General features: G+C 70.0%; 28 protein-coding genes. 9 read left to right on the forward strand and 19 right to left on the reverse strand.

Going from position 1 to position 23,876, the window contains the following annotated elements:
- Positions 1 to 9 precede the first annotated feature (9 nt).
- The 6 genes from Q8Q77_RS05845 (at position 10) to greA (ending at position 5,939) form a co-directional block, all read left to right on the forward strand.
- Complete coding sequence (locus Q8Q77_RS05845) at positions 10 to 1,362, forward strand: peptidylprolyl isomerase (protein ID WP_305582095.1); 1,353 nt, start codon at positions 10 to 12, stop codon at positions 1,360 to 1,362.
- Entirely contained in the window at positions 1,359 to 2,360 is a 1,002-nt protein-coding gene (pdxA, locus tag Q8Q77_RS05850; RefSeq protein ID WP_305582097.1) for a 4-hydroxythreonine-4-phosphate dehydrogenase PdxA, read from the forward strand. The genes Q8Q77_RS05845 and pdxA overlap by 4 nt, the downstream gene beginning before the upstream one ends.
- A gap of 9 nt (positions 2,361 to 2,369) precedes the next feature.
- Positions 2,370 to 4,196 carry a DUF885 family protein gene (locus Q8Q77_RS05855; RefSeq protein ID WP_305582099.1) on the forward strand — a complete coding sequence of 609 codons (1,827 nt, stop codon included), beginning with the start codon at positions 2,370 to 2,372 and terminating at the stop codon, positions 4,194 to 4,196.
- 67 nt (positions 4,197 to 4,263) lie between these two features.
- Positions 4,264 to 4,548: a hypothetical protein gene (locus tag Q8Q77_RS05860; protein WP_305582101.1), complete on the forward strand. Its 285-nt coding sequence runs from the start codon at positions 4,264 to 4,266 to the stop codon at positions 4,546 to 4,548.
- 76 nt (positions 4,549 to 4,624) lie between these two features.
- Complete coding sequence (locus Q8Q77_RS05865; RefSeq protein ID WP_305582103.1) at positions 4,625 to 5,380, forward strand: hypothetical protein; 756 nt, start codon at positions 4,625 to 4,627, stop codon at positions 5,378 to 5,380.
- A gap of 79 nt (positions 5,381 to 5,459) precedes the next feature.
- Positions 5,460 to 5,939 (forward strand): transcription elongation factor GreA, encoded by a 480-nt coding sequence (gene greA / locus Q8Q77_RS05870; protein WP_305582105.1) that lies wholly within the window; start codon positions 5,460 to 5,462, stop codon positions 5,937 to 5,939.
- Here the strand turns inward: greA and Q8Q77_RS05875 are convergent.
- Positions 5,936 to 6,202, reverse strand: coding sequence for an EscU/YscU/HrcU family type III secretion system export apparatus switch protein (locus tag Q8Q77_RS05875; RefSeq protein WP_305582107.1), 267 nt, complete (start codon positions 6,200 to 6,202; stop codon positions 5,936 to 5,938). The two genes, greA and Q8Q77_RS05875, sit on opposite strands and share 4 nt — an antisense overlap.
- Entirely contained in the window at positions 6,199 to 7,224 is a 1,026-nt protein-coding gene (locus Q8Q77_RS05880) for a flagellar hook-length control protein FliK (RefSeq protein WP_305582109.1), read from the reverse strand. The genes Q8Q77_RS05875 and Q8Q77_RS05880 overlap by 4 nt, the downstream gene beginning before the upstream one ends.
- Before the next feature lie 151 nt (positions 7,225 to 7,375).
- On the opposite strand from Q8Q77_RS05880, the gene rsmA reads away from it, so the two are divergent.
- Positions 7,376 to 8,143: a 16S rRNA (adenine(1518)-N(6)/adenine(1519)-N(6))-dimethyltransferase RsmA gene (gene rsmA / locus Q8Q77_RS05885; protein ID WP_305582331.1), complete on the forward strand. Its 768-nt coding sequence runs from the start codon at positions 7,376 to 7,378 to the stop codon at positions 8,141 to 8,143.
- Here rsmA and Q8Q77_RS05890 read toward each other — a convergent pair.
- The 3 genes from Q8Q77_RS05890 to Q8Q77_RS05900 are packed head-to-tail and all read right to left on the reverse strand — an operon-like array spanning position 8,140 to position 9,387.
- Positions 8,140 to 8,406: a hypothetical protein gene (locus tag Q8Q77_RS05890; RefSeq protein ID WP_305582111.1), complete on the reverse strand. Its 267-nt coding sequence runs from the start codon at positions 8,404 to 8,406 to the stop codon at positions 8,140 to 8,142. The genes rsmA and Q8Q77_RS05890 overlap by 4 nt on opposite strands.
- Entirely contained in the window at positions 8,406 to 9,179 is a 774-nt protein-coding gene (locus Q8Q77_RS05895) for a sulfite exporter TauE/SafE family protein (protein WP_305582333.1), read from the reverse strand. Before Q8Q77_RS05895 ends, Q8Q77_RS05890 begins: the two co-directional genes overlap by 1 nt.
- A 25-nt stretch (positions 9,180 to 9,204) precedes the next feature.
- A complete protein-coding gene (locus Q8Q77_RS05900) occupies positions 9,205 to 9,387 on the reverse strand; it encodes a DUF3606 domain-containing protein (RefSeq protein ID WP_305582113.1) in 183 nt (60 codons plus the stop codon).
- Between the two features lie 85 nt (positions 9,388 to 9,472).
- Here Q8Q77_RS05900 and Q8Q77_RS05905 point away from each other — a divergent pair, with 85 nt between their 5' ends.
- A complete protein-coding gene (locus Q8Q77_RS05905) occupies positions 9,473 to 10,258 on the forward strand; it encodes a TetR/AcrR family transcriptional regulator (RefSeq protein WP_305582115.1) in 786 nt (261 codons plus the stop codon).
- Here Q8Q77_RS05905 and Q8Q77_RS05910 read toward each other — a convergent pair.
- From Q8Q77_RS05910 to fabD, 10 genes are all read right to left on the reverse strand, one after another.
- Positions 10,233 to 10,598, reverse strand: coding sequence for a YbaN family protein (locus Q8Q77_RS05910; protein WP_305582117.1), 366 nt, complete (start codon positions 10,596 to 10,598; stop codon positions 10,233 to 10,235). The two genes, Q8Q77_RS05905 and Q8Q77_RS05910, sit on opposite strands and share 26 nt — an antisense overlap.
- 54 nt (positions 10,599 to 10,652) lie before the next feature.
- The gene (locus Q8Q77_RS05915; RefSeq protein ID WP_305582119.1) at positions 10,653 to 11,093 is read right to left on the reverse strand and encodes an SRPBCC domain-containing protein; all 441 of its coding nucleotides are present in this window, start codon (positions 11,091 to 11,093) and stop codon (positions 10,653 to 10,655) included.
- Positions 11,094 to 11,096: 3 nt separating this feature from the next.
- Positions 11,097 to 11,738 carry a hypothetical protein gene (locus Q8Q77_RS05920; RefSeq protein ID WP_305582121.1) on the reverse strand — a complete coding sequence of 214 codons (642 nt, stop codon included), beginning with the start codon at positions 11,736 to 11,738 and terminating at the stop codon, positions 11,097 to 11,099.
- A gap of 83 nt (positions 11,739 to 11,821) precedes the next feature.
- Complete coding sequence (gmk, locus tag Q8Q77_RS05925) at positions 11,822 to 12,475, reverse strand: guanylate kinase (RefSeq protein ID WP_305582123.1); 654 nt, start codon at positions 12,473 to 12,475, stop codon at positions 11,822 to 11,824.
- The gene (locus Q8Q77_RS05930) at positions 12,465 to 13,346 is read right to left on the reverse strand and encodes a YicC/YloC family endoribonuclease (RefSeq protein ID WP_305582125.1); all 882 of its coding nucleotides are present in this window, start codon (positions 13,344 to 13,346) and stop codon (positions 12,465 to 12,467) included. The genes gmk and Q8Q77_RS05930 overlap by 11 nt, the downstream gene beginning before the upstream one ends.
- Positions 13,347 to 13,348: 2 nt before the next feature.
- Positions 13,349 to 14,410, reverse strand: a complete 1,062-nt coding sequence (gene mltG / locus Q8Q77_RS05935; protein ID WP_305582127.1) for an endolytic transglycosylase MltG — start codon at positions 14,408 to 14,410, stop codon at positions 13,349 to 13,351.
- Complete coding sequence (gene fabF / locus Q8Q77_RS05940) at positions 14,407 to 15,690, reverse strand: beta-ketoacyl-ACP synthase II (protein WP_305582129.1); 1,284 nt, start codon at positions 15,688 to 15,690, stop codon at positions 14,407 to 14,409. Before fabF ends, mltG begins: the two co-directional genes overlap by 4 nt.
- Positions 15,691 to 15,766: 76 nt before the next feature.
- Positions 15,767 to 16,006 (reverse strand): acyl carrier protein, encoded by a 240-nt coding sequence (locus Q8Q77_RS05945; RefSeq protein WP_056019455.1) that lies wholly within the window; start codon positions 16,004 to 16,006, stop codon positions 15,767 to 15,769.
- A 139-nt stretch (positions 16,007 to 16,145) separates the two neighbouring features.
- The gene (fabG, locus tag Q8Q77_RS05950; RefSeq protein WP_305582131.1) at positions 16,146 to 16,886 is read right to left on the reverse strand and encodes a 3-oxoacyl-[acyl-carrier-protein] reductase; all 741 of its coding nucleotides are present in this window, start codon (positions 16,884 to 16,886) and stop codon (positions 16,146 to 16,148) included.
- A 1-nt stretch (position 16,887) separates the two neighbouring features.
- Positions 16,888 to 17,832 carry an ACP S-malonyltransferase gene (fabD, locus tag Q8Q77_RS05955; protein ID WP_305582133.1) on the reverse strand — a complete coding sequence of 315 codons (945 nt, stop codon included), beginning with the start codon at positions 17,830 to 17,832 and terminating at the stop codon, positions 16,888 to 16,890.
- Positions 17,833 to 18,039: 207 nt separating this feature from the next.
- On the opposite strand from fabD, the gene Q8Q77_RS05960 reads away from it, so the two are divergent.
- Positions 18,040 to 19,125, forward strand: coding sequence for a zinc-binding dehydrogenase (locus tag Q8Q77_RS05960; protein WP_305582135.1), 1,086 nt, complete (start codon positions 18,040 to 18,042; stop codon positions 19,123 to 19,125).
- A gap of 20 nt (positions 19,126 to 19,145) precedes the next feature.
- Here the strand turns inward: Q8Q77_RS05960 and Q8Q77_RS05965 are convergent, their stop codons facing one another.
- The 4 genes from Q8Q77_RS05965 to Q8Q77_RS05980 form a co-directional block, all read right to left on the reverse strand.
- Positions 19,146 to 19,481 (reverse strand): hypothetical protein, encoded by a 336-nt coding sequence (locus Q8Q77_RS05965; protein ID WP_305582137.1) that lies wholly within the window; start codon positions 19,479 to 19,481, stop codon positions 19,146 to 19,148.
- A gap of 102 nt (positions 19,482 to 19,583) precedes the next feature.
- Entirely contained in the window at positions 19,584 to 20,666 is a 1,083-nt protein-coding gene (locus Q8Q77_RS05970) for a carotenoid 1,2-hydratase (RefSeq protein ID WP_305582139.1), read from the reverse strand.
- A complete protein-coding gene (locus tag Q8Q77_RS05975) occupies positions 20,666 to 23,200 on the reverse strand; it encodes an FtsX-like permease family protein (protein ID WP_305582140.1) in 2,535 nt (844 codons plus the stop codon). The genes Q8Q77_RS05970 and Q8Q77_RS05975 overlap by 1 nt, the downstream gene beginning before the upstream one ends.
- Positions 23,190 to 23,876 (reverse strand): ABC transporter ATP-binding protein, encoded by a 687-nt coding sequence (locus Q8Q77_RS05980; protein WP_305582142.1) that lies wholly within the window; start codon positions 23,874 to 23,876, stop codon positions 23,190 to 23,192. The genes Q8Q77_RS05975 and Q8Q77_RS05980 overlap by 11 nt, the downstream gene beginning before the upstream one ends.

Consider the following 23,876-nt stretch of genomic DNA (forward strand, 5'->3'; position numbering starts at 1 on the left):
ACCTCACCCATGACCCCCGCGCGTAAAGTCACGGGCCTCGCGGCGCGCGGCGTCGCCTTGGCCGCCGCCTTGGCCGCGGCCGGAGCCCCGCCGATCGCCTGGGCCCAGACCCCCGCGCCCCCGGCCGCCGAGGCCCCCGCCGACGCCCCGCCGGCCGCGCCGCAAGGCCTGAGCGAGTCCGTCGCCGCCGTCGTCAATGACGACATCATCTCGACCTATGACCTGGCCCAGCGGATGCGTCTGCTGATCGCCACCTCGGGCATCCAGCCGACCCAACAGAATATCGCGCAATTTCAACGCGAAGCGCTGGTTTCCTTAGTCGACGAACGCCTTCAGCTCCAGGAACTCCGCCACCAGGAGAAGGAGCAGAAGATCGAGATCGTCGCCACCGACGAGGAGCTCAACGGCGAGATCGCCGACATGGCGAAGAACAACAACATGAACGCTCAGCAGTTCGTGGCCTCGCTGGAGAACCAGGGTATCGGCGTCGCCACGCTGATGGAGCAGATCCGCGCTCAGACCAGCTGGCAGCGCTGGATCCGCGGGCGCTACGGCTCGCGCCTGCGCATCGGCGAAGACCAGGTCAAGGCGCAGCAGCAGCGCCTGGCGGCCTCGGCCTCCAAGCCCCAGTACCAGATCAGCGAGGTCTTCCTCGACGCCAACCGGGTCGGCGGCATGGAGACCGCTGTCACGGGCGCGACCCAGCTGATCACCCAAATGCAGCAAGGCGCGCCGTTCCAGGCCGTGGCGCGGCAGTTCTCGGCCTCGGCGACCGCCGCGGCCGGCGGCGACGCCGGCTGGATCTCGGCCGGAGAGATGGCGCCGGAGATCGACGCGGCTCTTGAGCAGATGCGCCCAGGCCAGCTGTCGCGGCCCATCCAGGTGCGCGACGGCGTCTACATCATCTATCTGCGCGACAAGCGTTCGGGCGCCGGCGCGTCCGTCGTCAACCTCAAGCAGGCCGCCGTGGCGCTGCCCCAGGACGCCTCGGCCACGCAGTTCGCGGCCGCCAGCGCCACCCTCATGACCCTGCGCAGCCAGGTGACCGGCTGCGGCGACCTGGAGGCCAAGGCCGCCACGGTGAACGGCGTGGTGGCGGGCGATCTGGGCGAGGCCGAGATCAAGGACTTGGCGCCAGCCTTCCGCAGCGCGGCCGAGACCCTGCAACCTGGCCAGCTTTCCGACCCGATCCGCACTGCCGCAGGGCTCCACATCCTGGCGGTGTGCTCCAAACGCGCCAGCGGCGCGGAAAACCTGTCGGCCGAACAGATCGAAAATCGACTGTATGGCCAACAACTGAGTATGATCGCCCGTCGCTATATGCGCGACTTGAGAACATCGGCCACGATCGAGACGCGGTGAAGAACGGACCCCTCGCGCTGACCTTGGGCGACCCCGCGGGGATCGGTCCGGAGATCATCGTCAAGGCCTGGAGCCAGCTCCGGGCCACGGGGCCCGAGTTCGTGGTCGTCGGCGACTTCCAATCCCTGGCCTCGGCGTCCGGCGCCACGGCCGTGCGGCGGGTCACCACGCCCAGCGAGGGCGGCCGTATCTTCGGCGAGGCCCTTCCCGTCATCGACCTGCCGTTGCGCAGCCCGGTGGTGGCGGGTCAACCCTCGTCCACCGCGGCGCGGGCGATCATCCAATGGATCGAGACCGGTGTCGGCCTTGCCCTTTCGGGCGCCGTGCGCGGTCTGGTCACCGCCCCCATCGCCAAGGCGCCGCTCTACGAGGCGGGCTTCCCCTTCCCCGGCCACACGGAATTCCTGGGCGAGCTGACCGCCAGCGAACGGTTCGACGGCGCGCGCGGGCCGATCATGATGCTGACGGTCGCCGGCCTGCGCACCAGCCTGGTCACCGTGCATGAGCCTCTGGCCAAGGTCAGCGGCAAGCTGAGCATCGAGAAGATCGTCAACGCCGGCCTGGTGACCGCCCAGGCGCTGCGGGGCGACTTCGGGATCGCCGCGCCACGCATCGCGGTGGCCGCCTTCAATCCGCATGCCGGCGAGGACGGCGCCATCGGCCGCGAGGAGGTGGAATTTGTCGCCCCGGCGATCCGCTCCCTGCGCGAGCTGGGCGTCGACGCCGTGGGCCCGACCCCGGCCGACAGCCTGTTCCACGAGGCGGCGCGCAGCCGCTATGACGCGGCCGTCTGCATGTATCACGACCAGGCCCTGATCCCGGTCAAGATGCTGGACTTCTGGGGCGGTGTGAACGTGACGCTCGGCCTACCCATCGTGCGCACCTCGCCCGATCACGGCACCGCCTTCGACATCGCCGGCCGCGGCCAAGCCCGCCCCGACAGCCTCATCGCCGCCATCCGCCTGGCCAACGAGATCGCCACGCGCAGGGCAGCCTAGGACCTTTCCATGTTGAACCGTCGTGACGTCCTGGCCGCAGCTGTCGGCGTCCTGACCCTCGGCGCCGGAGCCGCCCACGCCAAGACGGGCCCGGAGGCGGCCAAGGCGCGCGCGCTCTATGACGACATCTTTGAATCGATCCTGCGGGTTTCTCCGACCACCGCCTCCGGCCTTGGCTTCGACACCGGCGCGCGGGCGGCGCTGAAGTCGCGGCTGGACGATCGCTCGCCAGCCGGACGAATGAGCGTCTTCCAACCGCTGATCGATGCACGGCCCAGGCTCGCGACCATCGACCGCAAGGCGCTCTCCGGCCGGGAGGCCAGCGAGTACGACACCGTTGCCTGGCTCGCCGACCGCGACGCCGAGGCCGTCGCCTTCCCGTATGGCGGTGTCGATTCCTACGACTATCCGGTGCCCTACGTGGTCAGCCAACTGACCGGCGCCTATCAGAAGATCCCCGACTTCCTCGACTCCAAGCATGTCATCGAGACCAGGGCCGACGCCGAGGCCTATCTCGCCCGCCTCATGGCCTTCGCCCAGAACATCCGCGACGAGACCGGCCGGGTCCGGGCCGACGCGGCCCGCGGCGTCGCGGCGCCCGACTTCGTGCTCGACAAGGCCCTGACCCAGCTGAAGTCCCTGGCCAGCCAGAAGGGCGAGGGCTCGGGCCTGGCGGCCTCACTGGGTCGCCGCGCCGCCGAGAAGGACCTGGGGACCGACTGGGCGGCCAAGGCCGCGCCCATCGTGGACGGCCCCCTGGCCGCCGCCCTTGCCGATCAGATCGCCCTGCTGAACGAGCAGCGCCGTACCGCCGTCCACGAGGCCGGGGTGAGCCGCCTACCCGACGGCGCGCACTACTATGATCTTGGCCTGCGCTACCACACCACGACCAATCTCAGCCCGGCCGACGCGCACAGGGTGGGCCTGGCCCAGGTGGCCGAGCTGTCGGCCCGCGCCGATCTGCTATTGCGGGCTCAGGGGTTGACCGCGGGCACGGTGGGGGCGCGGCTCACGGCGTTCGGCAAGGACCCGAGCCAACTCTATCCGAACACTGACGCCGGCCGCGCGAGCCTGCTCGCCGACTTGAACACCACCATGGAGACGGTCCGCGCCCGCGCGCCGAAGGTGTTCCGCACCCTGCCCAAGGCCGGAATGGAGATCCGCCGCGTGCCCCCGGCCATCGAGCTGGGGGCGCCGCGCGGCTACGCCGAGGGCGGCACATTGGACGGGTCACGGCCAGGCGCGTTCTACATCAACCTGCGCAACACCAGCGACTGGCCGAAATGGTCCTTGCCGAGCCTGACCTATCACGAGAGCGTTCCCGGCCATCTGTTCCAGGGCGCGGTGCTGCTGGAGGCGCCGGGCGCGCCACTGCTGCTGAAGACCATGGGTTTCACGGCCTACGGGGAGGGCTGGGGCCTCTACGCCGAACAGCTCGGCGACGAGCTTGGCCTCTATGACGCCTATCCGGCCGGCAAGATCGGCTACCTGCAGTCCTTCCTCTATCGCGCCGCGCGGATCGTGCTGGACACCGGGATGCATTCGCAGGGCTGGAGCCGCGAGAAGGCCGTCGCCTACATGATCGACACCGTCGGCCTGCCTGTGGGCGCGGCGGAAAACGAGATCGACCGCTATGTCGTCTGGCCGGGCCAAGCCTGCGGCTACAAGATCGGCCACACCGAGATCGACCGGCTTCGGACCAAGGCGCGAACCGCCCTGGGCGCGAAGTTCGACATCGCCGCCTTCCATGACCTGGTGCTGCTGGGCGGCGCCATGCCGCTGGCGGTCCTGGAGCGGGTGGTGGACGATTGGACGCGCCAGCGCCTAGCCGCTTGATCTGCATCGCCGGCGCATCCATTGATCAAACGCGGCGTTGCTTTTGCATGCCCTTGGAAACCCACACATGACACGCAGCCCCCCGTGGCTCTCGCTATCACTCTCCGCCTGGCAGATGGGCCTGGAAGCCCAGCAGGTCATCGCCCTGCGGCTGACCAAGGTCGCCTTCGGCGGCGAGGCGGCGGTCAAGGAGACCGCACTGATGATCTCGGAGAAGACCGAGGCCATGCTGGCGCTGCAGTCGGACATGGCGCTCGCCCTGATGTCGGGCACCGGCCACCTGGCGCCGGCCCGCGCCGTCACCCACTACCGCCGAAAGATCCGCGCCAACCGCCGCCGGCTGACCCGCTAGATCTAAACAACTCCTGCTGGGAACCCGTCCCGGCCCGTGGCAGGCTCCTCATACGCGGATATGCGATGGGGCTTGCATGGTTGCGACGACGATGGGCGCCGAGCGCGCCGAGACCCGCTGGTTCTATGTGGGCATGGCGATGGTGTTCGTCGTCATCGCCTTCGGCGGCTTCATCCCGACCTATTGGTCCAAGGTGGCCACGGGCACGTTCGGCGGCGCGCCGATCCTGCACATCCACGGGACGATCTTCTTCACCTGGACGTTGTTCTACCTGGCGCAGACCTCGCTGATCGCGCTCGGGCGGACCCCCGATCACCGCAACTGGGGCCTGGCCGGGATATCGCTCGCCACGGCCATGAGCTTCACGGTGGTGCTGGCGGCGATCAACTCGATCAAGGTCGCCGAGACCATCGGCATGGGCGACCAGGCGCGGCAGTTCTCGATCGTCTCGCTGTCGGCGGTGGTGCTGTTCGCCGGACTGTTCGGGACGGCCATCGCTTATAATCGGCGGGCCGACGTGCATAAGCGACTCATGCTGCTGGCCATGATCCCGCTGATGCAGGCAGCGAGCGCGCGGGTGTTCATGGTCCTGCTGGCGCCGCCGGGCGCGGTCGGCCCGCCGCCGGTGCAGGTCACCATCCCGCCGAGCATTTTCGTCAACCTGCTGGTGATCGCAGCCATGGTCTACGACTGGCGCACGCGCGGGCGGCCGCACCCGGTCTATGTCTGGGGCGGCGGCGCAGTGCTCCTGCAGGAGATCGTGCCCCTGGCCTTCGCCGGCACCGCCGGCTGGATGGCGATCGCGACTTGGGTGGAATCCCTGGCCGGCTGAACCGAACCGCGCCAAGCCCTTCGCGTTCCCATATGATGGCGGACAGGCGCGAGACCTGGGACATGGAACGGACATTCCGATGAGCGTCGCCTTCACCAAGGAAGGCGATCATGAGGCGGCCGCGGCGGACCTGCCCGACCGCCCGATCTCGCACCACCCGAACCTGGTCACCGCCATGGGCCTGGCCGCGCTGGAAAAGGCGCTGGCCGCCGCGCGTGCCGCCTATTCCGCCGCCCAGGCGGTCGGCGAGGTCCAGGCCGACCGCACCGCCATGGCGCGGGCCACTCGCGACCTGCGCTACTATTCCGCCCGCCGCGGCAACGCCCAGCTCGTCGAGCCCGACCCGGAAGCGACCACCGTCCAGTTTGGCCGCAGGGTGACCTTCGAGCGCGAGGACGGCCGCCGTCAGACCTTCGCCATCGTCGGCGAGGACGAGGCCGATCCCGCCAAGGGTTCGGTCTCCTACATCTCGCCGCTGGCCCAGGCCGTCTTGGGCAAGTCGGTGGGCGACACCGCCATGGTCGCCGGCGCCGAGGTCGAAGTGGTGGAGGTCGGCTAGGACCGGTCTTCGGCCGCGCGGAGCACGAAGGCCAGGATCTCCGCCACCGCCACATAGAGCCGTTCGGGGATCTCGGCGTCCAATTCGATGGTGGAAAGCGCCTGGGCGAGGGGCGCATTGCGCTCGAGGGGCACGCCGTGCGCTTCGGCCGCCTCGACGATCCGCTGGCCGACCAGGCCGCGCCCCGTGGCGACCACAGTCGGCGCACCCTGCCCCTCGTATTTCAGGGCGACCGCCAGCCTGTCCTTCAGGGGCTGGTTCACGAGGTCTGGTCCACTAGCCGGCCGGCCTCGGGCGCGCGCGTCGGCGGCGCCCCGGCATGGACGGCGACCTCGGCGTGGAGTTGCACGGCGGCCAGGGCCGCGGTCAGCAGGTCCTGGTCGGCGCGCAACCGTTCCAGGCCCTCTGCGCGCTCGGCCCACAGGCTGACGCCGGCCTGGGCGCCGGTGAGGCTGACACGGGCGTGGATCGGCCCCAGGGGTTCGGCGTCGAGTGAAAAGGCCGCGCGCCAGACGGGCTCGAGTTCGCCGGTCTCGCCACGAGCGTCTCGGCTGACCTCGAACTGGGCGGCCCCGGCGCCCTGGGGCGTCACGAAGGGCATTTCGAACATCCAGCGGGTCACCTGGGCCTCGGGACCCGACTCCACGGGCAGGGAGGCGATCTGCAGGAGCTGCTGACGGCCGAGGGCGGCCTCGGTCTCCTGAAGAAGTTCCTGACCGACGGCGACCGGAGAGCCGCCCGGCGACAGCTTGCTGACCGCCGGCGGCTGGACGCGGGTTCCGCCCGCGCGATAGGGCGGCGGCGGGGCGGCGCTCTTGCGGCCCTGGGCGGGGGGCGCCGCGCCGATCCAGGTCGACAGGGCCTGGCGCAGGATCAGCAGGCCGGCCTTGAGATCCTGGCCGACGGGCGAGGCGAACGGCGCGGCGGCGAGATTGGCTTCCAGGAACAGGCCCGAGCGGGCCATGGCCTTGGCCACCGCCGGGGCGCCGACCTGGCTGGTCAGCGGCGGGGCGTAAGCCAAGACCCGGACGGCGGCGTCGCGCACTGGGCCCGGAAGGATCTGGTCCTCGGCCGCCTGGGCGAGGTCGGCGATCAGCGGCGCGAGGCCGCCCTGGCGCGCTGCGGCGGTCTGGGTGACTTCAGCCACGGCCAGAGCCTGGATCTGGGCGGGATTGAGTTCCGGCAGCGGTGTCGAGACGTGCACGGTCGCGGCGACGGCGCGGACCGGCGTCACCGGAATGGTCAGGTTGGGCTGCGATACGCCCGTGATCGGTGCGATCGTCACGACGGGCCTGCCAGGTTAAATCCGCCGGGATCATAGAATCGCGGAGTGAAGCGGGGCTTAAGGACTTGATATTCCGGTGCTAGGGAGGGGGGTGACACAGACCCTGGCTGACCTACCCCCGCTCCGCGAGACCCTGGCCGAGCACGGCCTGATGGCCAAGAAGAGCTTCGGCCAGCATTTCCTGCTGGACCTCAACATCACCCGCAAGATCGCCCGGCTGGCCCAGGTGGGCCAAGGCGATCACGTGATCGAGGTCGGCCCCGGACCGGGCGGCCTGACCCGCGCTCTGCTGGAGACCGGCGCGAGGGTCACGGCCATCGAGAAGGACCCGCGTTTCCTGCCCCTGCTGGAGGACTTGGCGACGGTGGCTGGCGGGGCCCTGGCGATCCGGGTGGAGGATGCGCTCGGCGCCGACGAGACGGCTCTGGCCCAGGGCGCGCCGGCCCATGTGGTGTCCAACCTGCCCTACAATGTTGGCACGGCGCTCTTGATCAAGTGGCTGACCGGGACATTCACCCCCGCCTCCATGACCTTGATGTTCCAGAAGGAAGTGGCCGAGCGCGTGGTCGCCCTGCCAGGCGACGACGCCTATGGCCGCTTGTCGGTCCTGGCCCAGGCCACGGCCCACGCGGCTCTGGTCATGGATGTCGGGCCCCGCGCCTTCACCCCGCCGCCCAAGGTCTCGTCGGCGGTCATCCACCTGACCCCGCGCGTCGACCGTCCCGCGCCCGAACGGCTGGCCGCCCTGCAGGCGATCACCGCCGCGGCGTTCGGCCAGCGCCGGAAGATGCTGCGCTCGAGCCTGAAGGTGCTGGGCGGCGACGCCCTGTGCGCCAAGGTCGGGATCGCGCCGGAAGCGCGGGCGGAGACGATTTCCGTAGAAGGATTCCTGGCGCTCGCCGACGCCTGGCGAGGTTAGTCGCCGCCACCGCCTCCACCGCCATCCGAGTCGCCGTAGTCGCCGTCCCAGTCGCTGCCGCCCCCCGACGAGCCTCTTCCGCGCCGTCGACGGACGACACCCAGCATCGCCAGGCCTACGATCACGGCGACGACACCGATGGCGGCCCACACCATCTGGCCGCTCATGAAGCTGCCCGGCAGGAAGCCGATCCCCTGCAGGATCCAGATGACACCGACGCCGCACAAGACGGCCCCTAGCACCTTGACGATTCCAGTCGACATTACATGCCCCCCGCCAGGGCCGCGGCCCCGTCCCAGGCGAGTTTGGCGCCGACGATCACCAGCAGGCCATACACGATTTGGTAGAACCGCTCGGCGGGGACCCGGCGCACAAGCCAGACCCCGGCCCAGGTCGAGGCGATGGCCAGCGGCAGCAGGACAGCCGCCGTGCCCAAGGCCTGGGGCGTGAATTGACCCAGGGCCCAATAGGCCGGAACCTTCATCCAGTTGACCACGGCGAAGAAGATCGCGCTGGTGCCCACGAACACGTCGCGGGGCAGGCGCTTGGGCATGACGTAAATCTGGAACGGGGGCCCGCCGGCATGGGCGAGCTGGCTGGTGAAGCCCGCCGCAACGCCCGCCAGAACACCCCGCCAGGGGAGTCTCTCACGCCGCGGCTCCGCGACCGGCGCGCCTGCCCGATCCAGCCACAGTCGCTGGAGGGAGAAGACCACCGCGATCGCGCCGACCGCCAGCTCCACAGCGCCCGGCCTGACGAATGCGGCCAGGGCATAGCCCAGCCCGATGCCCGCCGCGGCGCTGGGCAGCATGAGGATCAGCACGCCCTTGTCCCAGGTCTTGCGGAAGGCCGAGACGCTGATCACGTCCTGGACGATCAGGATCGGCAGGGTGATGGACGCCGCCAGCACTGGCGAGATCGCCAGCGCCATCAGCGGCACGGCGATCACCCCCATGCCGGAGAACCCGCCCTTGGCCAGGCCCAGGAGGATCACCGCAGGGACGGCCACCAGATAGAAGAGCGGATCGGTAAGGATCGGCAGGTCAGCGACCGTCACGCGGTCACCGGCGCTTGCCCAGTTCGGTGGCGATGTCCTTGACGTTGTGGCCGACCTTCTTGTGGGCGGCGGCGATCTGGTCGGCCGTCACGCCCCAGCGCTTGGCCCAGAACGCCACCTCGTGGCGCTCGCGGATGTCGATGCGGGGATTGTCGCGGAAGTCCCGCTTGCCCTTGGGTTCAGCCATGATCGTCTCCTGCCCGCCGGGTCTAGCCCGATTCCGGCCTCGATTTCCGCGCGCCGCCGTTATCGTACGACGTGCGGCGTTTCCTATGTTTAGGTCGAACGCCATGACCGCCGACTCGTCCTCCGCTGGCGATCCCAGACGCAGCCTCGAGCTGCTCTGGGGACTCGCCCCCGTCCGCCGCCGCGGGCCGCGCCCGCGCCACAGCGTCGAGCAGATCGCGGTCGCCGCCATCGAGCTGGCCGACGCCGAGGGCCTGTCGGCGCTCTCCATGCGCCGGGTCGCCGACCGGCTGAAGGTCGCCACCATGTCGCTCTACACCTACGTGCCGTCCAAGGCCGAGCTGATCGACGTGATGCTGGACCGGGTCTATGGCGAGACGCCCAAGGCCTATGCGCCGGGCTCCAGCTGGCGCGCCCGCCTGGAGCAGGTCGCCCGGGACAACTGGGATCTCTATCACCGCCATCCGTGGATGCTGCAGGTGGTGATGCACCGACCGGTGCTTGGTCCCAACATGATCGCCAAGTTCGATTTCGAGCTGCGGGCCATCGACGGCCAGGGGTTGCGCGACCTGGAGATGGACCATGTGATCAGCCTGATCTCCAACTATGTGCACGGCGCGGCGCGCAGCGCCGTCGAGGCCATGCAGGCCGAGAGCCGCACCGGCATCAGCGACGCCCAGTGGTGGGAGATCAGCGGGCCGTTGCTGGAGAAGGTGTTCGATCCCACGCAGTTTCCCACCGCCGCCAGGGTCGGGGCCGCGGCGGGCGAGGCCTATGAGGCGGTGGGCGATCCCGAGCGCGCCTTCGCCTTCGGCCTGGACCGGGTGTTGGATGGGCTCGAGGCCCTCATCGCGAAACGCTCGGCCGGCTGAGCACGAAAGCCGCGCAGGCCGCCAGGGCTGCGGCCACCGCCACCGCCAGCCAGGGCTGGGGATGGGCCGCTGCGAAGAACACCGCGAAACCGAAGACCATGCCGGCGCAGGCCATGACCTTGGCCGGACGGGGGATGACGCCGTGCTCGCGCCATGCCCGCAGGGTGGGGCCGAACCGATTATGGTTCATCAGCCAGGCCTCCAGGCGCGGTGAGGACCGCGCGAAGCAGCCCGCCGCGAGGATGAGGAACACGGTGGTGGGCAGCAGCGGCACGAAGGCGCCCACGACGCCGAGCGCCATGAAGGAGAGGCCGAGGAGCAGGAACAGGGTTCGCGACATGCCGTCCGACCCTCTACGAGAAACGCAAGTTGCGAAAGACCCGCAACTGCGATTTCAACCGCGGCTGGCGACGCGGGCGGCGAGCGCGGTGTTGACCGCCTCATAGGCCGGCGTGAAATCCCGAGCGATGCGCTCGGCGCTCCACGTCGCCGGCAGCAGGCCGGAGAGCACCTCGGTGTGGACAAGCCGCGTGGCGGCGTGTTCCAGCGTCAGCAGGAAGCTGTGGCGGCCCTTGAAGATCAGCGGCACGTTTCCGGCCCAGGCCAGTTCGCGCCCGGGTTCGGCGGCGACGATGCGGACGGTCTGGCGAATGACGCCGCCCGGGGCCCCGGCGAGGTTGCGAAACACCATCGCCACCCGCGCGCCCAGCCGGGCTTCGCCCCTGGCTTCGAGGTTCAGCGGATTCCACTCGGAATAGCGCGCGAAGTCGGCCAGCACCGCCCAAACCTGCTCGGGACTGGCGGGAATCAGGGCCTCGGTGCGGATGCTGTGCATGGGTTAGCGGGTCACCGTTATGGGGAACGTGTGGGCTTCGACGCCGAACGTGACCTTCACGGTGATGGACGTGACGTCCTTGGGCAACGCCCCAAGCCCCAGATCGGTCATATGCTCCTCTCCAGGCCGGATGGTCTGGGCGAGAAAGCCGACATTCGATGCGGCTTCGATGGCCGCCGCCCCGGCGATCTGTGCTTCCAGGATTCCGCGTTCACCGCTTGGGTCCGGCCGGGTTGGATTGTCGCGCATGGCCGCGCCCATGGCGCCGATGGCGGCCCAGCGGCGCGCGCTCTTCTCGCGCTTGATGGCGTCAGCCTCGACGGCCGCCACGATCTCATCGCGCGTCCAGAGGGTCAGCATCTCGCCCGTCTGCGTCGTGACCTGCACATTGTCGGGCAGCAAGGTGATCGAGGTCGGCCCCTTGTTCTTCACGCCCAGGCGCACGGACGGATAGTCGCGCTCATCGAGGGTGGCGCGGTCGATGAGGATCGCGGCCTCGGTCCGTGCAAGGCTGGACATCGCGCCCGCCCTGCCCTGGCGGTACTCGACCGGCGCTCCCATCGTCTCGACCAGGTTGATCCTGATCGGGGCGGCGAGCGCCGGAGTCGCGACGAGGACCGCGGCGGCGAAGATCAGGTGTCTCATGGTTTCCTCCCCACGGCGCCAAGCTAGACCTTGGCGAACACACGGGGAAGGTGTGTCGGATTGGTTGCGAAGGCCTTACCGACCTATTCGCCCAGCAGACCCTCGACGAATTCCGGGAGCCAGGTATTGCGGCCGGGCTTCATCCGCTCGGCGCGGTAGATGTGTCCGAGGTCCGCATAGGCGCGGTCGAAGTTCTTGTTCACGATCACGTAGTCGTAGAGGCCCCAGTGGGCGATCTCTTCCTTGCCGAGCAAAAGGCGCTGGGCGATCACCTCTTCGCTGTCCTGGGCGCGGGCGTGCAGCCGGCGCGACAGGTCCTCCCATGAGGGGGGCAGGATGAAGACGCGGACGCTGTCGTCGGGCGCCTTCTCGGCGATCTGCTTGGCTCCCTGCCAGTCGATGTCGAACAGGACATCCTTGCCTTCCAGCAAGGCCTCCATCACGGCGGCGCCGGGGGTGCCATAGAGGTTGCCGTTGACCTCGGCCCATTCCAGGAACCCGCCCTCGGCGATCTTGGCCTCGAAGGCCGCGCGGTCGGCGAAGAAGTACTCCCGCCCCTCCTCCTCGCCCGGCCGCGCCGCCCGCGTGGTCCAGGAGATCGACAGGGTCATGTCAGCGTGGTCGGCCACCAGTCGGCGCGACAGCGAGGTCTTGCCCGCGCCGGCCGGGCTGGACACCAGCAACAGCAGGCCGCGCCGCTGGGTCTCCCAAGGCTTGGCGTCCCCATCACTCGACATTCTGCACCTGCTCACGGAATTGCTCGATCGTGGCCTTGAGGTCCAGGCCGACAGTGGTCAGGGCCGACAGAGCTGACTTCGAACACAGGGTGTTGGCCTCACGCATGAATTCCTGCGTGAGGAAGTCCAGCCGGCGGCCCGAAGGCCCCTCGCCGGCGATCAGCGACCGCGCGCCATCGATGTGCCCGGCCAGGCGATCGAGCTCTTCGCGGACATCGGCCTTCACCGCCATGGCGGCGGCCTCGGTGACGATCCGCTCGACAGGCGCGGCCTCGCCCAGCAGCTCCGACATCCGGGTCTCGAAGCGGGCCTTGAGCGCGGCCGGCTGGCCGCCGGCGACGTCACCGGCCTGGCGCACCAGGATGTCGATACGGTCGACGAGGGTGGTCAGGACGCCGGTCAGGGCGACGCCCTCTTCCCGGCGGGCCTCGGCCAGGCCTTCCAGCGCCGCGCCCAGCGACAGGGCCATGGCGGCCTCGATGGCGCTCTGCGCCTCGGGATCGTCGACGGTTTCGGCGGCTTCCACGACGCCGCGCAGGGCCAATAGGCCATCGAGGCTGGGCGGCGCCACCTTGCCGGCCGCCACCAGGGCCGAGCCGGCCTCCAGATAGCGTTCGATCTGGTCGAGATTGATCCGGACCTGAGCGCCGCTCTCGCCGCGCTTGGCCTGGACACCGATGGTCACCTGACCTCGAGCGAAGCGGGCCTGGGTCCCCTCGCGGGCGACCCGTTCCAGCGTGTCGAAGCCGGGGGGACCTCGGAACCGGATCTCCAGGTTGCGGCCGTTGACCGAGCGGGCCTCCACCGACCAGCTCCAGTCCTCCGCCGCGCCCTCGGCCCGGCCAAAGCCGGTCATTCCATTCAGCGACATGGCTAGCGGTCCTTCAGGGCCTTGGCCCGGTCCTTCAGCGCCTCGACCTCGCGCTTGCGCTCAATGGCCCGCCAGCGCTCGACGTTCTTCAGGTGCTCGTCATAGGTGGCGGCGAAGACATGGCCGCCCGTGCCGTCGGCGACGAAGAACAGCGCGTCGGACTTGGGCGGGTCCAGCACGGCGGCAAGGGCCGCGCGGCCCGGATTGGCGATGGGCGTCGGGGGCAGGCCGTCGATCTGGTAGGTGTTATAGGGGTTGGGCGCGGCGAGCTCCGAGGCGCGAAGACCCCGGCCCAGCGGCTTGCCGCCGGTCAGGCCGTAGATGATGGTCGGGTCGCTCTCCAGCCGCATCCCAACGCGCAGGCGGTTGACGAACACCGAGGCCACTCTCGGCCGTTCGGACGCGACGCCGGTCTCCTTCTCCACGATGGAGGCCAGCGTCACCGCTTCCTCCGGCGTGGAGATCGGCAGGCCGGGCTGGCGCTTGGACCACAACATGCCCAGCAGCTCCTCGCGGGCGTCCATCATCCGCTTCAGCACCGCTGCGCGGTCCTCGCCGCGTTCGAACTGGTAGGTCTCGGGCAGGATCGAGCCCTCGGGCGGCGCGGGCGCGTCGCCGGTCAGCTCGGGCTTGGCGGCCAGGGCCTCGACCACGGCCTCGGAGGTCATGCCCTCGGGCACGGTGATCTGGTGGACGACGATGCGGCCGTCGCGAATGTCGTCCAGGATGCTGGCCATGGAGGCGCGGCTCTTGAACTCGTACTCGCCGGCCTTGAGCGAGCGGGCCGAGCCGGTGATCTGGGCGGCGGCGGCGAAGATGGCGTCGGAGCGCACAACGCCGGCGCGTTCCAGGGTCGAGGCGATCTCCGAGACGCCGGCGCCCTTGCGCAGCAGGACCTGGGTGGTTTCGCCGCTCTTCGCCTCGGGGCCGGGGCCCTGGTAGGACCAGAGCGCCCAGACGAACAGCAGGATGACGGCGGCCGCCAGGGTGGCCGCGGCGCTGGCCAGCACGATGATCAGGCGGCGCGTGGGCGACAGACCGCCGCGACGGGCTGAGCGGCTCACGAGACCTTCTTGAACACCACCGAGGCGTTGGTGCCGCCAAAGCCGAAGCTGTTGGAGAGCACCACCTCGATCGCCATCGGCTTGGCCTTGTTGGGCACCAGGTCGATCTCGGTGACCACCGACGGATTGTCCAGATTGATGGTCGGCGGCGCGATCTGGTCGCGGATGGCCAGGCAGGAGAACACCGCCTCGATGGCGCCGGCGGCGCCTAGCAGGTGGCCGGTGGCCGACTTGGTCGAGGACATGGTCACGGTCCTGGCGGCGTCGCCCAGGATGCGGGTGACGGCGCCCAGCTCGATCTCGTCGCCGAGCGGCGTCGAGGTGCCGTGGGCGTTGATGTAGTCGATCTCCGACGGATCGATGCCGGCGTCCTTGATGGCCGCCCTCATCGCCCGGAAGCCGCCGTCGCCGTCCTCGGCCGGGGCGGTGATGTGGTAGGCGTCGCCGGCCAGGCCGTAGCCCAGCACCTCGGCGTAGATCTTGGCCCCGCGCGCCTTGGCGTGCTCGTACTCTTCCAGCACCAGGACGCCGGCGCCCTCACCCATGACGAAGCCGTCGCGGTCCTTGTCATAGGGACGGCTGGCCTTCTCGGGGGTCTCGTTGAAATGGGTCGACATGGCGCGGCAGGCGATGAAGCCCGCGACACCCACAGGACAGATGGCCGCCTCGGCCCCGCCGGCGATCATCACGTCGGCGTCGCCGTACTTGATCATCCGCGCGGCGTCGCCGACCGCATGGGCGCCGGTGGCGCAGGCGGTGACCACCGAGTGATTCGGACCCTTGAACCCATAGCGGATCGACACCTGGCCCGAGGCCAGGTTGATCAGGGCCGAGGGGATGAAGAACGGGCTGATCCGCCGCGGGCCCTTCTGGAAGAGCTCCACGGAGGTCTTCTCGATGGTGGCGAGCCCGCCGATCCCCGAGCCGATGATGACGCCGGAGCGTTCCTTGTCCTCGTCGGTCTCCGGAACCCAGCCCGAATCCTTCACGGCCTCGTCGGCCGCGGCCATGGCGTAGAGGATGAAGTCGTCGACCCGGCGCTGGTCCTTGGGCGCCATGGTCAGGTCGGGATCAAAGGAGCCCGGCACATCGGGACCGCCCCCGCCCCGGCCGTCCACCCGCGGCACTTCGCAGGCCACCTGGCAGGCATAGTCTTCCGGATCGAAGGTGGTGATGCGTCCCGCGCCGGACTTTCCGGCCAGGATCGCGGCCCAGGTCAGGTCGACGCCCTGACCGAGAGGGGTCAGAAGACCGATACCGGTGACGACGACGCGACGCATGAGCGGGTCTCCAAACGCAGACCGCCGCGAGCTCCGAGGAGCGACGCGGCGGCCGAAACTTCAATGATTTCCGAGCTTAGGCGCCCAGACGTTCACCGATGAACTTCACCGCGTCGCCAACGGTCTGGATGTGCTCCGCCGCGTCGTCGGGAATTTCGATATCGAACTCTTCTTCAAAGGCCATGACGAGTTCGACGTTGTCGAGGCTGTCAGCGCCCAGGTCGTCGATAAAGCTCGCCTTCTCGGTGACCTTCTCCGGATCGGCGTCGAGGTGTTCGATGACGATCTTGCGCACGCGCTCGAGGATGTCGGACATTCGCTTAAGTCCCTGTTGTTCAACTGATCCATCCGTGACGGCCGACGAGTTGTCAACCGCAACGGAACTGGGCTTCGAGACCTTCGCCTCGCCGGTTCGGGCGTCGCCGTAGCATGATCGCCACGCCCATGCCAACCGGTCAGATCATGGCCATGCCGCCGTTCACGTGCAGGGTCTGGCCCGTCATGTAGCCGGCCTCGTCGCTGGCCAGATAGACGCAGGCGCCGGCGACATCGCTTCCCAGGCCAAGGCGGCCGGCGGGAATGGTCCCGAGGATCTGGGCCTTCTGAGCGTCGTTCAGCGCTTCGGTCATCGGGCTTTCGATGAAACCGGGGGCGACGCAGTTGACGGTGATGCCCCGGGTTGCGACTTCCTGGGCCAAGGCCTTGGAAAACCCGATCATTCCGGCCTTGGAGGCCGCGTAATTGGCCTGGCCGGGATTGCCCATGACCCCCACCACCGAGGTGATGCCGATGATTCGGCCGGCCCGCCGCTTCATCATGCCGCGCATCGCCGCGCGGCTGAGGCGGAAGTAGCTCTCGAGATTGATCTTGAGGACGGACTCCCAGTCCTCGTCCTTCATGCGCATCAGCAGGCCGTCCTTGGTGATGCCGGCGTTGGCCACCAGGATATCGAGGCCGTTTCCGGCGGCTTCCTCGGCGCGGCCGATCAGGCCGTCCACCGATTCGGCGTCGGCGAGGTTGGCCGCGGCGATGGAGGTGCGGTCGCCCAGTTCCTTGGCCAGCTCGGCCAGCACGGCCTCGCGGGTGCCTGACAGCACCACGTGGGCGCCCGACGCATGCAGGGCCCTGGCGATGGCGCCGCCGATGCCGCCCGTGGCGCCGGTGACGAGGGCGGTCTTTCCGGTCAGGTCGAACATGTCAGAGGCTCTTCGCAAAGGCTTCGAGGTCGGCGGGGGTATTGAGCGGCGTGGCCTCGGCGTCCGGGGCGATCCGCTTGGCCATGCCCGACAGCACCTTACCCGATCCGGCCTCGGCGAAACGGGATATCCCGCCTTCGCTCGCCAGCCACATCATGCTCTCGCGCCAGCGCACCCGGCCGGTGACCTGGTCCACCAGCAGGCGGCGGATCTCCTCGGGGTCGAGGGTCGGCCTGGCGGTGATATTGGCCACCAGCGGCGCGCGGGGGGCGAGGATCGTCGCCTTGCCCAGCGCCTCGGCCATCTCGTCGGCGGCAGGCTGCATCAGCGGGCAGTGGAAGGGCGCCGAGACGTTCAGCGGGATGGCCCGCGCGCCCAGCTCCTTGGCCTTCTCGATGGCCAGGTCCACGGCGGCCTTGGCGCCGGAGATCACCACATTGCCGTTGTTGTTGTCGTTGGCCACGACGCAGACGCCGACGGCGGAGCCCGCCTCGGCGGCGGCTTCGGCCAGGGCCACGTCCGACTTGGGCCCGATCAGGGAGGCCATGGCCCCCTCGCCCACCGGCACGGCGCGCTGCATGGCCTGGCCGCGCAGCTTGAGCAGGCGAGCGGTGTCGGCCAGGCTGATCGCGCCGGCGGCGGCGAGCGCCGAATACTCACCGAGGCTGTGGCCGGCCACGAAGGCGGCGCGCTCGATCGAGATGGCGAACTCCCGCTCCAGGGTGCGCATCACCGCCAGGGACACCGCCATCAGGGCCGGCTGGGCGTTCTCGGTGAGGGTGAGTTGGTCCTCCGGCCCCTCCCGCATCAGCTTGAACAGCTTCTGGCCGAGCGCGTCGTCGACCTCCTGGAACACCTCGCGGGCCGACCCGAAGGCCTCCGCCAAATCGGCGCCCATGCCGAGCGCCTGGCTGCCCTGGCCGGGGAATAGGAAGGCGAGGCTCATGGGGCTCTCCCGTCTTTCGGCGCTGTCGCGCTCTTAACGATTCCGAGCCGGGAGGGTTAGGGGATATGCCCAGCGGCGGCAAGGCGCTCAGAAGAGGTCTTCCCTTCCTTGGGGTCATACCTTCCCTGCTGTCATCCCGGTTTGCGAAGCAAGACCGGGACCCATACGCTCCGGATCTTGCCGGAGGTTCAGCGGCGGGAGAGAAACATGCGGGCGGTCATTCGGCGGAACAAGGCCCTGGTCTGCGACGAGATCGAGGACCTGAAGCCCGACACGGGCCAGGTGCTGGTCAAGACCCTGGCCTGCGGCATCTGCGGCTCGGACCTGCACGCCCTGCACCACATGGAGCACATGATCGAGCTGACCAGCCGGGCCAGCGGCGGCATGACCAACGGCTTCGATCCCCGCGCCGACACCGTGTTCGGCCACGAGTTCTGCGCCGAGGTCCTGGAACACGGCCCCGGCACGCAAGGCCTGCTGAAGGCCGGGACCCGCATCGTCTCCCTGCCTGTCACCCTGACCCCGGCCGGCGGGGCGGAAATGCTGGGCTTTTCCAACAACCTGCCCGGCGGGTTCGCCGAGCGGATGATCCTGTCGGAGGCCCTGCTGCTGGAGGTGCCCAACGGCCTGCCCACCGACCAGGCCGCGCTCACCGAGCCCTTCGCGGTCGGCGCCCATGCGGTGGCCAAGGCGCGGCTCGACCCCAACAGCGTCTGCCTGGTGATCGGCTGCGGCCCCGTCGGCCTGGCGGTGATCGCGGGGCTGAAGGCGCGCGGCCACGGCCCGGTCATCGCCGCCGACTACTCCCCCCGCCGCCGCGCCGCCGCCGAGATGCTGGGCGCCGACGTGGTCATCGACCCCGCCAAGGAAAGCCCCCACGCGCGCTGGGAGGCCTTCGGCGTGCCGACGGCGCGGGCCGCCCAGAGCATGATCAAGATGATGGGCGGCAGCTTCGGCCGACCGGTGGTGTTCGAATGCGTCGGCTCGCCGGGCATCGTCCAGAGCCTGATCGAGGCCGCCCCCGCCGGCGCCCAGATCGTGGTGGCCGGGGTCTGCATGGAGACCGACAAGATCGAGCCCGCCATCGCCATTACGAAGGAGATCGAGCTCACGTTCGTGTTTGGCTACACGCCGGAAGAATTCGCCCAGACGCTACACGACATCGCGCAGGGCGTAATCGACGTCAGCGGCGTGGTGACGGGCAAGGTGGGGCTAGGCGGGGTGGCCGAGGCGTTCCGCACGCTGGGCGACCCGGAAGCGCACGTGAAGATTTTGGTGGAGCCTGGGCGTTAGCCCTTGCTGGCCGCCGGCGCTTAGCGGCCGTTCAAGAGTTCAGCTTCGAGCTGCAACGCCGCTTCGATCGTGAGCTCGCCCTCGAGCGCTGGATTGGCGAGGACGTGAATTACGTCGCGGACCGGCCCCTCGTCGCCCCCTTCAAAGTCGATGGCGTCGCGAAGCTCAATAAGGTTCGCCCAAGACTCCACACTGGCTGAACTGACATCCCCGCTACGGAACTTTGACAGGATGGCTCGAACGTCGTCTCTCCGGAGCGTCACGAGCGCGTCTCCGTCCCAATCCCAGGGAAATTGCTGCAGCCGCGTTGCGATATTGTCTAGAGGCTGGGACCACATCAGCAGGTCCTGAAGCACTCGTCGACGAGCTTCACTCACAGCGTCCATCCCTCTACCACTCTGAACCTGATATCGGCCACGAGCCCGCTTCAGACATAGCGAATCTATCGCACTAGCGGCCTACAGTTTCATCGGGCTCACATATCCCGTCAGCTCCAGGTACCCCCGCCCGCCCTGCGTCGTCACCGCGCCTTCCCAGTAGATGGGTCCGCCCGCGGCGCGGCTGTCGAGTTCCTGGTCGTCGAACAGGGGCTTGAGCATCCATCTCCGCTCGCCCTGCGGCAGGCGCACCGACAACGAGCGTTCCACCGGATAACGACCGCCGGTCCTGGGGGAGCGCCAGAGGCGCTCCGCGCCGAACCTCACCATGTCCGGGGTGAACCTGGTCACCGCCCCGTCCTTGCCCCGCAGCGAACCGCCCGCCCAGAGCGCCTTGCCGGCCGCGTCGCGGACCTGGAAGGCCATGAGCGCGCCGCCGTCGTCGAGGTTGAGGCCGACCCAGTCCCAGCCGACCGCCTTGGGGTCGAGCAGGGTCGAGGACCATTCGCGGTCGAGCCAGGCCGAGCCGGTGACCCGCACCGCCTTGCCGCCCCGCGTCACCGTCCCCGACAGGGCCATCTGCGGCAGGCTGTAATAGTGGCTCGCCTGGCTGGGCTGCGGGCCCTTGCGGCTGTAGCCGCCCTCCCCCTGCGCCAGAGGCGGCTGCGTGGGGCGGAAGGCCAGGTCGAGGGTGAAGGCCTTGCCGCCGACCTTGGTCAGGAACCGCCCATCGGCGGCGCGGCGCATCGTCCAGTCGTCGATGACCAGGTTGGCGTCGCCCACCGCCGCCTCGGCGAGGCCGAAGCCGGCGCGGGCCATGCGCTGGTCGTGCAGCAGCTTGCCGAGCTTGGGGTCGGACAGGGCGGCGTGGGCGAACAGGATCTGCTTGGCGGCGAAGGCGCTGGGGTTGCGCTGGTCCACGCTGGGCCGGGAGCGAAAGAAGGTGACCTGGAAGCCCAGGTCCTGGCCGTCGGCGGTCTTCAGCCAGCCGGTGACATACCACCACTCGGTGCGGAACGCCGGGTGCGCCCCGTGGTCGGCGGGGAAGCTCAAACCCGCGCCCGGCTTCACCTGCGGATATAGCGGCAGGACCGGGCCGGTCTGGGTCGCCGCGGGGCTCGCCAGCACCAGCACGGCGGCGAGAATGGCGAGCAGCCGCCCCATCACCAGTCCTCCCGCACGGCGCGCACAGCGTCGGCCGAGAGCGCCCGGCGGCCGGCAAGCAGGGCCGTGCCCGCCGCAGCGGCGACGAGGGCGGCCGCCACGCTGGCCAGCAGAGCCCAGGGCAGCTTGGTCTCCATGGTCCAGTGGAAGGACTGCGGATTAACCACATGGATCAGCACCTGGCTCATGACGAGGCCGAGCCCGATGCCCGCCAGCACGCCCACAGCCCCCAGCACCGCGCCCTCGGTGGCCAGCATGGCGACGATCTGGGACCTGGTGACGCCCAGGTGGCGCAGCATGCCGAACTCCTTGGTCCGAGCCAGGGTCTGGGCCGAGACCGTGGCGGCCACGCCGGCCAGCCCCACCAGGATGGCTATGGCCTCCAGGCCGTAGGTCACCGCGAAGCTGCGGTCGAACAGGCGCAGGGCGAAGGCGCGCAGGGTCTTGGGCTCGGCGAAGTCCGCCGTGAGGCCGGGCGGCATCCGCGCCTGCAAGGCGGCGATCACCGCCTGGGGTTTGGCGCCGGCCGCCACGTCCACTGCGGCCTCGGTGCGCCAGGCGTCTCCGGTCAAGTGGGTGTAGTCGGCGGAGTCCAGGGCCACGGCCCCGTGCTGGCGGGAATAGTCGCGCCAGATCCCGGCCACGAAGAACGGCGCGGCCTTGCCGCCCAGGGGCAGGTCGATCCGGTCGCCCGGCTTCCAGCCATAGAGCCAGGCCGCGGGCTCGGAGACCCAGACGCGCGTGGCGCCCGGCGGTGGAACGGCGCGGGCGATCATCGGCATCCGGTCCTCATCGAAAGGACGGATCAGCACCGCCAGCGGCGGCTGGTCGGGGGAGAGGCGGAGGCTGGTGGATTTCTGGAAGACGATCTTCGCCACGCCGGGTGTCGCGGCCAGCGCCGCCTGGGTCGCGGGGTCGAAGCCGCCGCCCGCGGCGGAGGCCTCGGCGCGGACATAGAGGTCGTCGGCCAGGACCTGGCCCAGCCAGTCGTCCACCGAGCCCCGGAAGCTCGACACCATCACCGCCATGGCCACCATCAGGCTGGTGCTGGCCACGATCCCGCACAGGGCCACGGCGGCCTGCGAGGGCGCGCCCCACAGCCGCTTGAAGGCCAGGTCCACCGCCGCCCCCGCCACCTGTACGCGCTGCAGAGGCGTCAGCAGGGTCCGGGCGATCCAGGGCATGGCCACCACGCCCCCGGCCAGCAGCAGGGCCATGGCGCCGTAGCCGAACAGCGGAATGCCGCCCACCGCCGGGACAAAGGCCGCCGCCGCGCCCGCCGCCAGCAGGACGAGCGCCGGCCAGACATTGGGCGCATGGTGAGGATCCACGGCGTCGCCGACGTTCTTGAGAGCCACCGCCGGCTGGGCCCGGGCCGCCTCCCGCGCCGGGATCAGACTGCCGCCCATGGCCGTCAGCAGGCCCAGCGCCAGGAACATCAGGGCCGCGCCCGGTGCGAAGACCAGCTCGGGCTGCACGCCGCCGAAATAGCCGCCCCCAAGATCGCCGCCCAGCACCGTCATGGCCCCCGCCGCCAGGGCGAGGCCCAGGCCCAGACCGACGACGCCCCCCGCTAGGCCGACCACCGCGCCCTCCGCCAGCACCTGGCCCAGCAGGGCGCGGCGGCGCACCCCCAGCACCCGCAGCAGGGCGAACTGCGACCGTCGCCTCGCCACCGCCAGGGACTGGGCCGAATAGACCAGGAAGCCGCCGGTCAGCAGGGCCATCAGGGCCAGCATGTCGAGATTGACCCGATAGGCGCGGCTGAGCGCGTCGCTGCGCCGCGCCTCGCTCTCACGGCTGACCAGCTGGGCGTCGGCGGGCAGGACCTTGGCGATGGCGGTCCGCACGCGGCCCGCGTCGGCGCCTTGGGCGAGGCGTAGGTCGAGGCGTTGCAGCTTGCCCACCTGGCCGAACCGCCACTGGGCCGCGGCGATGTCGATCACCGCGATCTGCTGGCCCTCGGCGACGCCTGGCAGGACGCCCGCCACCCGCAGCCGGACCGTGCGGCCAGCGGCGGTGAGATCGAGGTGCTCGCCGGACCGGACGCCTAGGGCCTCAAGGGCGGCTTGGGAGAGCATCACCGCGCCGTCGTCGAAGGCGGCCTCGCTGGTCGGGCCATGCGCGGCGGCGTCGCCAGAGGGGCGGCCCAGCAGGCTGGGAGTCACATGGGCGGCCCGGAGAACGTCCAGACCGATCAGGGTGAGGTCCGCGCCCTTGGCCCGGGCCCTGAGCTCGACCACCGGACTGGCCGCCGCCACCCCCGGCAGTCGGGCGAGCCGGGGATAGAGCGCCTCGTCGAAGCCGGTGGGCGAAACGGCCCGCACCTGAAGCTCGGCGTCGCCGTTGACGGTGGAGACCGCGCGGGAGAATTCGCTCAGCGCCGAGGCGTTGACCAGGTGCACCGCCAGGCCGAGCGCCACGCCGACGGCGATGGCCACGGCGGCGGTGATCGCCCGCATGGGATGGGCGCGCCACTCGCCCAGGATCATCCAGCGCGCGGCCAGGGTCCGGGGCTTGCGGTCAGGATCCATGACGCTCGACCAGGCCCCGGCGGGTCAGGGTCAGGATGCGGTCGGCGGCGCTGGCGGCCACGTCGGAATGGGTGACCAGCAGGGCCGCAGCGCCGGACTGGCGGACCTGGTCGGCGAACAGGGCCAACACCCGCCCGGCAGTCTCCGGGTCGAGGTTGCCCGTGGGTTCGTCGGCGAGTATCAGGCCCGGCCGATGGACCAGGGCCCGGGCGATGGCCACCCGTTGCATCTCCCCGCCCGAAAGCTGGTGGGGGAAGTCCCCCGCCCGCCCCGGCAGGCCCACGGCGTCCAGCATGGCCCCGGCCCGCTCCAGCGCCTGGGCGCCCGGCGCGCGCTGCAGGACCAGCGGCAAGGCCACGTTCTGGGCCAGGGTCAGGTGCGGCAGGATGTGGAAGGCCTGGAACACGAAGCCGATCCGGTCGCGCCGCAGGCCGGTGCGGGCGTCGTCGTCCAGGGTCTCCAGCCCCACGCCGTCGATCGCCACCTGGCCGGCGTCGGCGGTGTCGAGGCCGGCGATCAGGTTGAGCAGGGTGGACTTCCCCACCCCGGACTCCCCCATCACCGCCACGAACTCGCCGGCCGCCAGCTCCAGGTCCAGGCCCTCGAAGAGGATTCGGCCGCCTGGGACCGACTTGGCCAGGGAACGCAGCGACAGGATCGGGGATTCGGCGGCCAT

Source organism: Phenylobacterium sp., assembly GCF_030698145.1.
GTDB lineage: Bacteria > Pseudomonadota > Alphaproteobacteria > Caulobacterales > Caulobacteraceae > Phenylobacterium.

Excerpts from the sequence above, each read along its gene's own strand:
- Q8Q77_RS05855 (WP_305582099.1), top strand. The coding sequence starts at position 2,370 with ATGTTGAACCGTCGTGACGTCCTGGCCGCAGCTGTCGGCGTCCTGACC.
- Q8Q77_RS05970 (WP_305582139.1), bottom strand. The coding sequence starts at position 20,666 with ATGGGGCGGCTGCTCGCCATTCTCGCCGCCGTGCTGGTGCTGGCGAGC.
- Q8Q77_RS05930 (WP_305582125.1), bottom strand. The coding sequence starts at position 13,346 with ATGTCGCTGAATGGAATGACCGGCTTTGGCCGGGCCGAGGGCGCGGCG.
- rsmA (WP_305582331.1), top strand. The coding sequence starts at position 7,376 with ATGGCCAAGAAGAGCTTCGGCCAGCATTTCCTGCTGGACCTCAACATC.
- Q8Q77_RS05915 (WP_305582119.1), bottom strand. The coding sequence starts at position 11,093 with ATGCACAGCATCCGCACCGAGGCCCTGATTCCCGCCAGTCCCGAGCAG.
- fabD (WP_305582133.1), bottom strand. The coding sequence starts at position 17,832 with ATGAGCCTCGCCTTCCTATTCCCCGGCCAGGGCAGCCAGGCGCTCGGC.
- Q8Q77_RS05945 (WP_056019455.1), bottom strand. The coding sequence starts at position 16,006 with ATGTCCGACATCCTCGAGCGCGTGCGCAAGATCGTCATCGAACACCTC.
- Q8Q77_RS05920 (WP_305582121.1), bottom strand. The coding sequence starts at position 11,738 with ATGAGACACCTGATCTTCGCCGCCGCGGTCCTCGTCGCGACTCCGGCG.
- Q8Q77_RS05975 (WP_305582140.1), bottom strand. The coding sequence starts at position 23,200 with ATGGATCCTGACCGCAAGCCCCGGACCCTGGCCGCGCGCTGGATGATC.
- Q8Q77_RS05980 (WP_305582142.1), bottom strand. The coding sequence starts at position 23,876 with ATGGCCGCCGAATCCCCGATCCTGTCGCTGCGTTCCCTGGCCAAGTCG.
- Q8Q77_RS05960 (WP_305582135.1), top strand. The coding sequence starts at position 18,040 with ATGCGGGCGGTCATTCGGCGGAACAAGGCCCTGGTCTGCGACGAGATC.
- Q8Q77_RS05890 (WP_305582111.1), bottom strand. The coding sequence starts at position 8,406 with ATGTCGACTGGAATCGTCAAGGTGCTAGGGGCCGTCTTGTGCGGCGTC.
- Q8Q77_RS05845 (WP_305582095.1), top strand. The coding sequence starts at position 10 with ATGACCCCCGCGCGTAAAGTCACGGGCCTCGCGGCGCGCGGCGTCGCC.
- fabG (WP_305582131.1), bottom strand. The coding sequence starts at position 16,886 with ATGTTCGACCTGACCGGAAAGACCGCCCTCGTCACCGGCGCCACGGGC.
- Q8Q77_RS05860 (WP_305582101.1), top strand. The coding sequence starts at position 4,264 with ATGACACGCAGCCCCCCGTGGCTCTCGCTATCACTCTCCGCCTGGCAG.
- greA (WP_305582105.1), top strand. The coding sequence starts at position 5,460 with ATGAGCGTCGCCTTCACCAAGGAAGGCGATCATGAGGCGGCCGCGGCG.
- Q8Q77_RS05865 (WP_305582103.1), top strand. The coding sequence starts at position 4,625 with ATGGTTGCGACGACGATGGGCGCCGAGCGCGCCGAGACCCGCTGGTTC.
- Q8Q77_RS05910 (WP_305582117.1), bottom strand. The coding sequence starts at position 10,598 with ATGTCGCGAACCCTGTTCCTGCTCCTCGGCCTCTCCTTCATGGCGCTC.
- Q8Q77_RS05900 (WP_305582113.1), bottom strand. The coding sequence starts at position 9,387 with ATGGCTGAACCCAAGGGCAAGCGGGACTTCCGCGACAATCCCCGCATC.
- gmk (WP_305582123.1), bottom strand. The coding sequence starts at position 12,475 with ATGTCGAGTGATGGGGACGCCAAGCCTTGGGAGACCCAGCGGCGCGGC.
- fabF (WP_305582129.1), bottom strand. The coding sequence starts at position 15,690 with ATGCGTCGCGTCGTCGTCACCGGTATCGGTCTTCTGACCCCTCTCGGT.
- Q8Q77_RS05905 (WP_305582115.1), top strand. The coding sequence starts at position 9,473 with ATGTTTAGGTCGAACGCCATGACCGCCGACTCGTCCTCCGCTGGCGAT.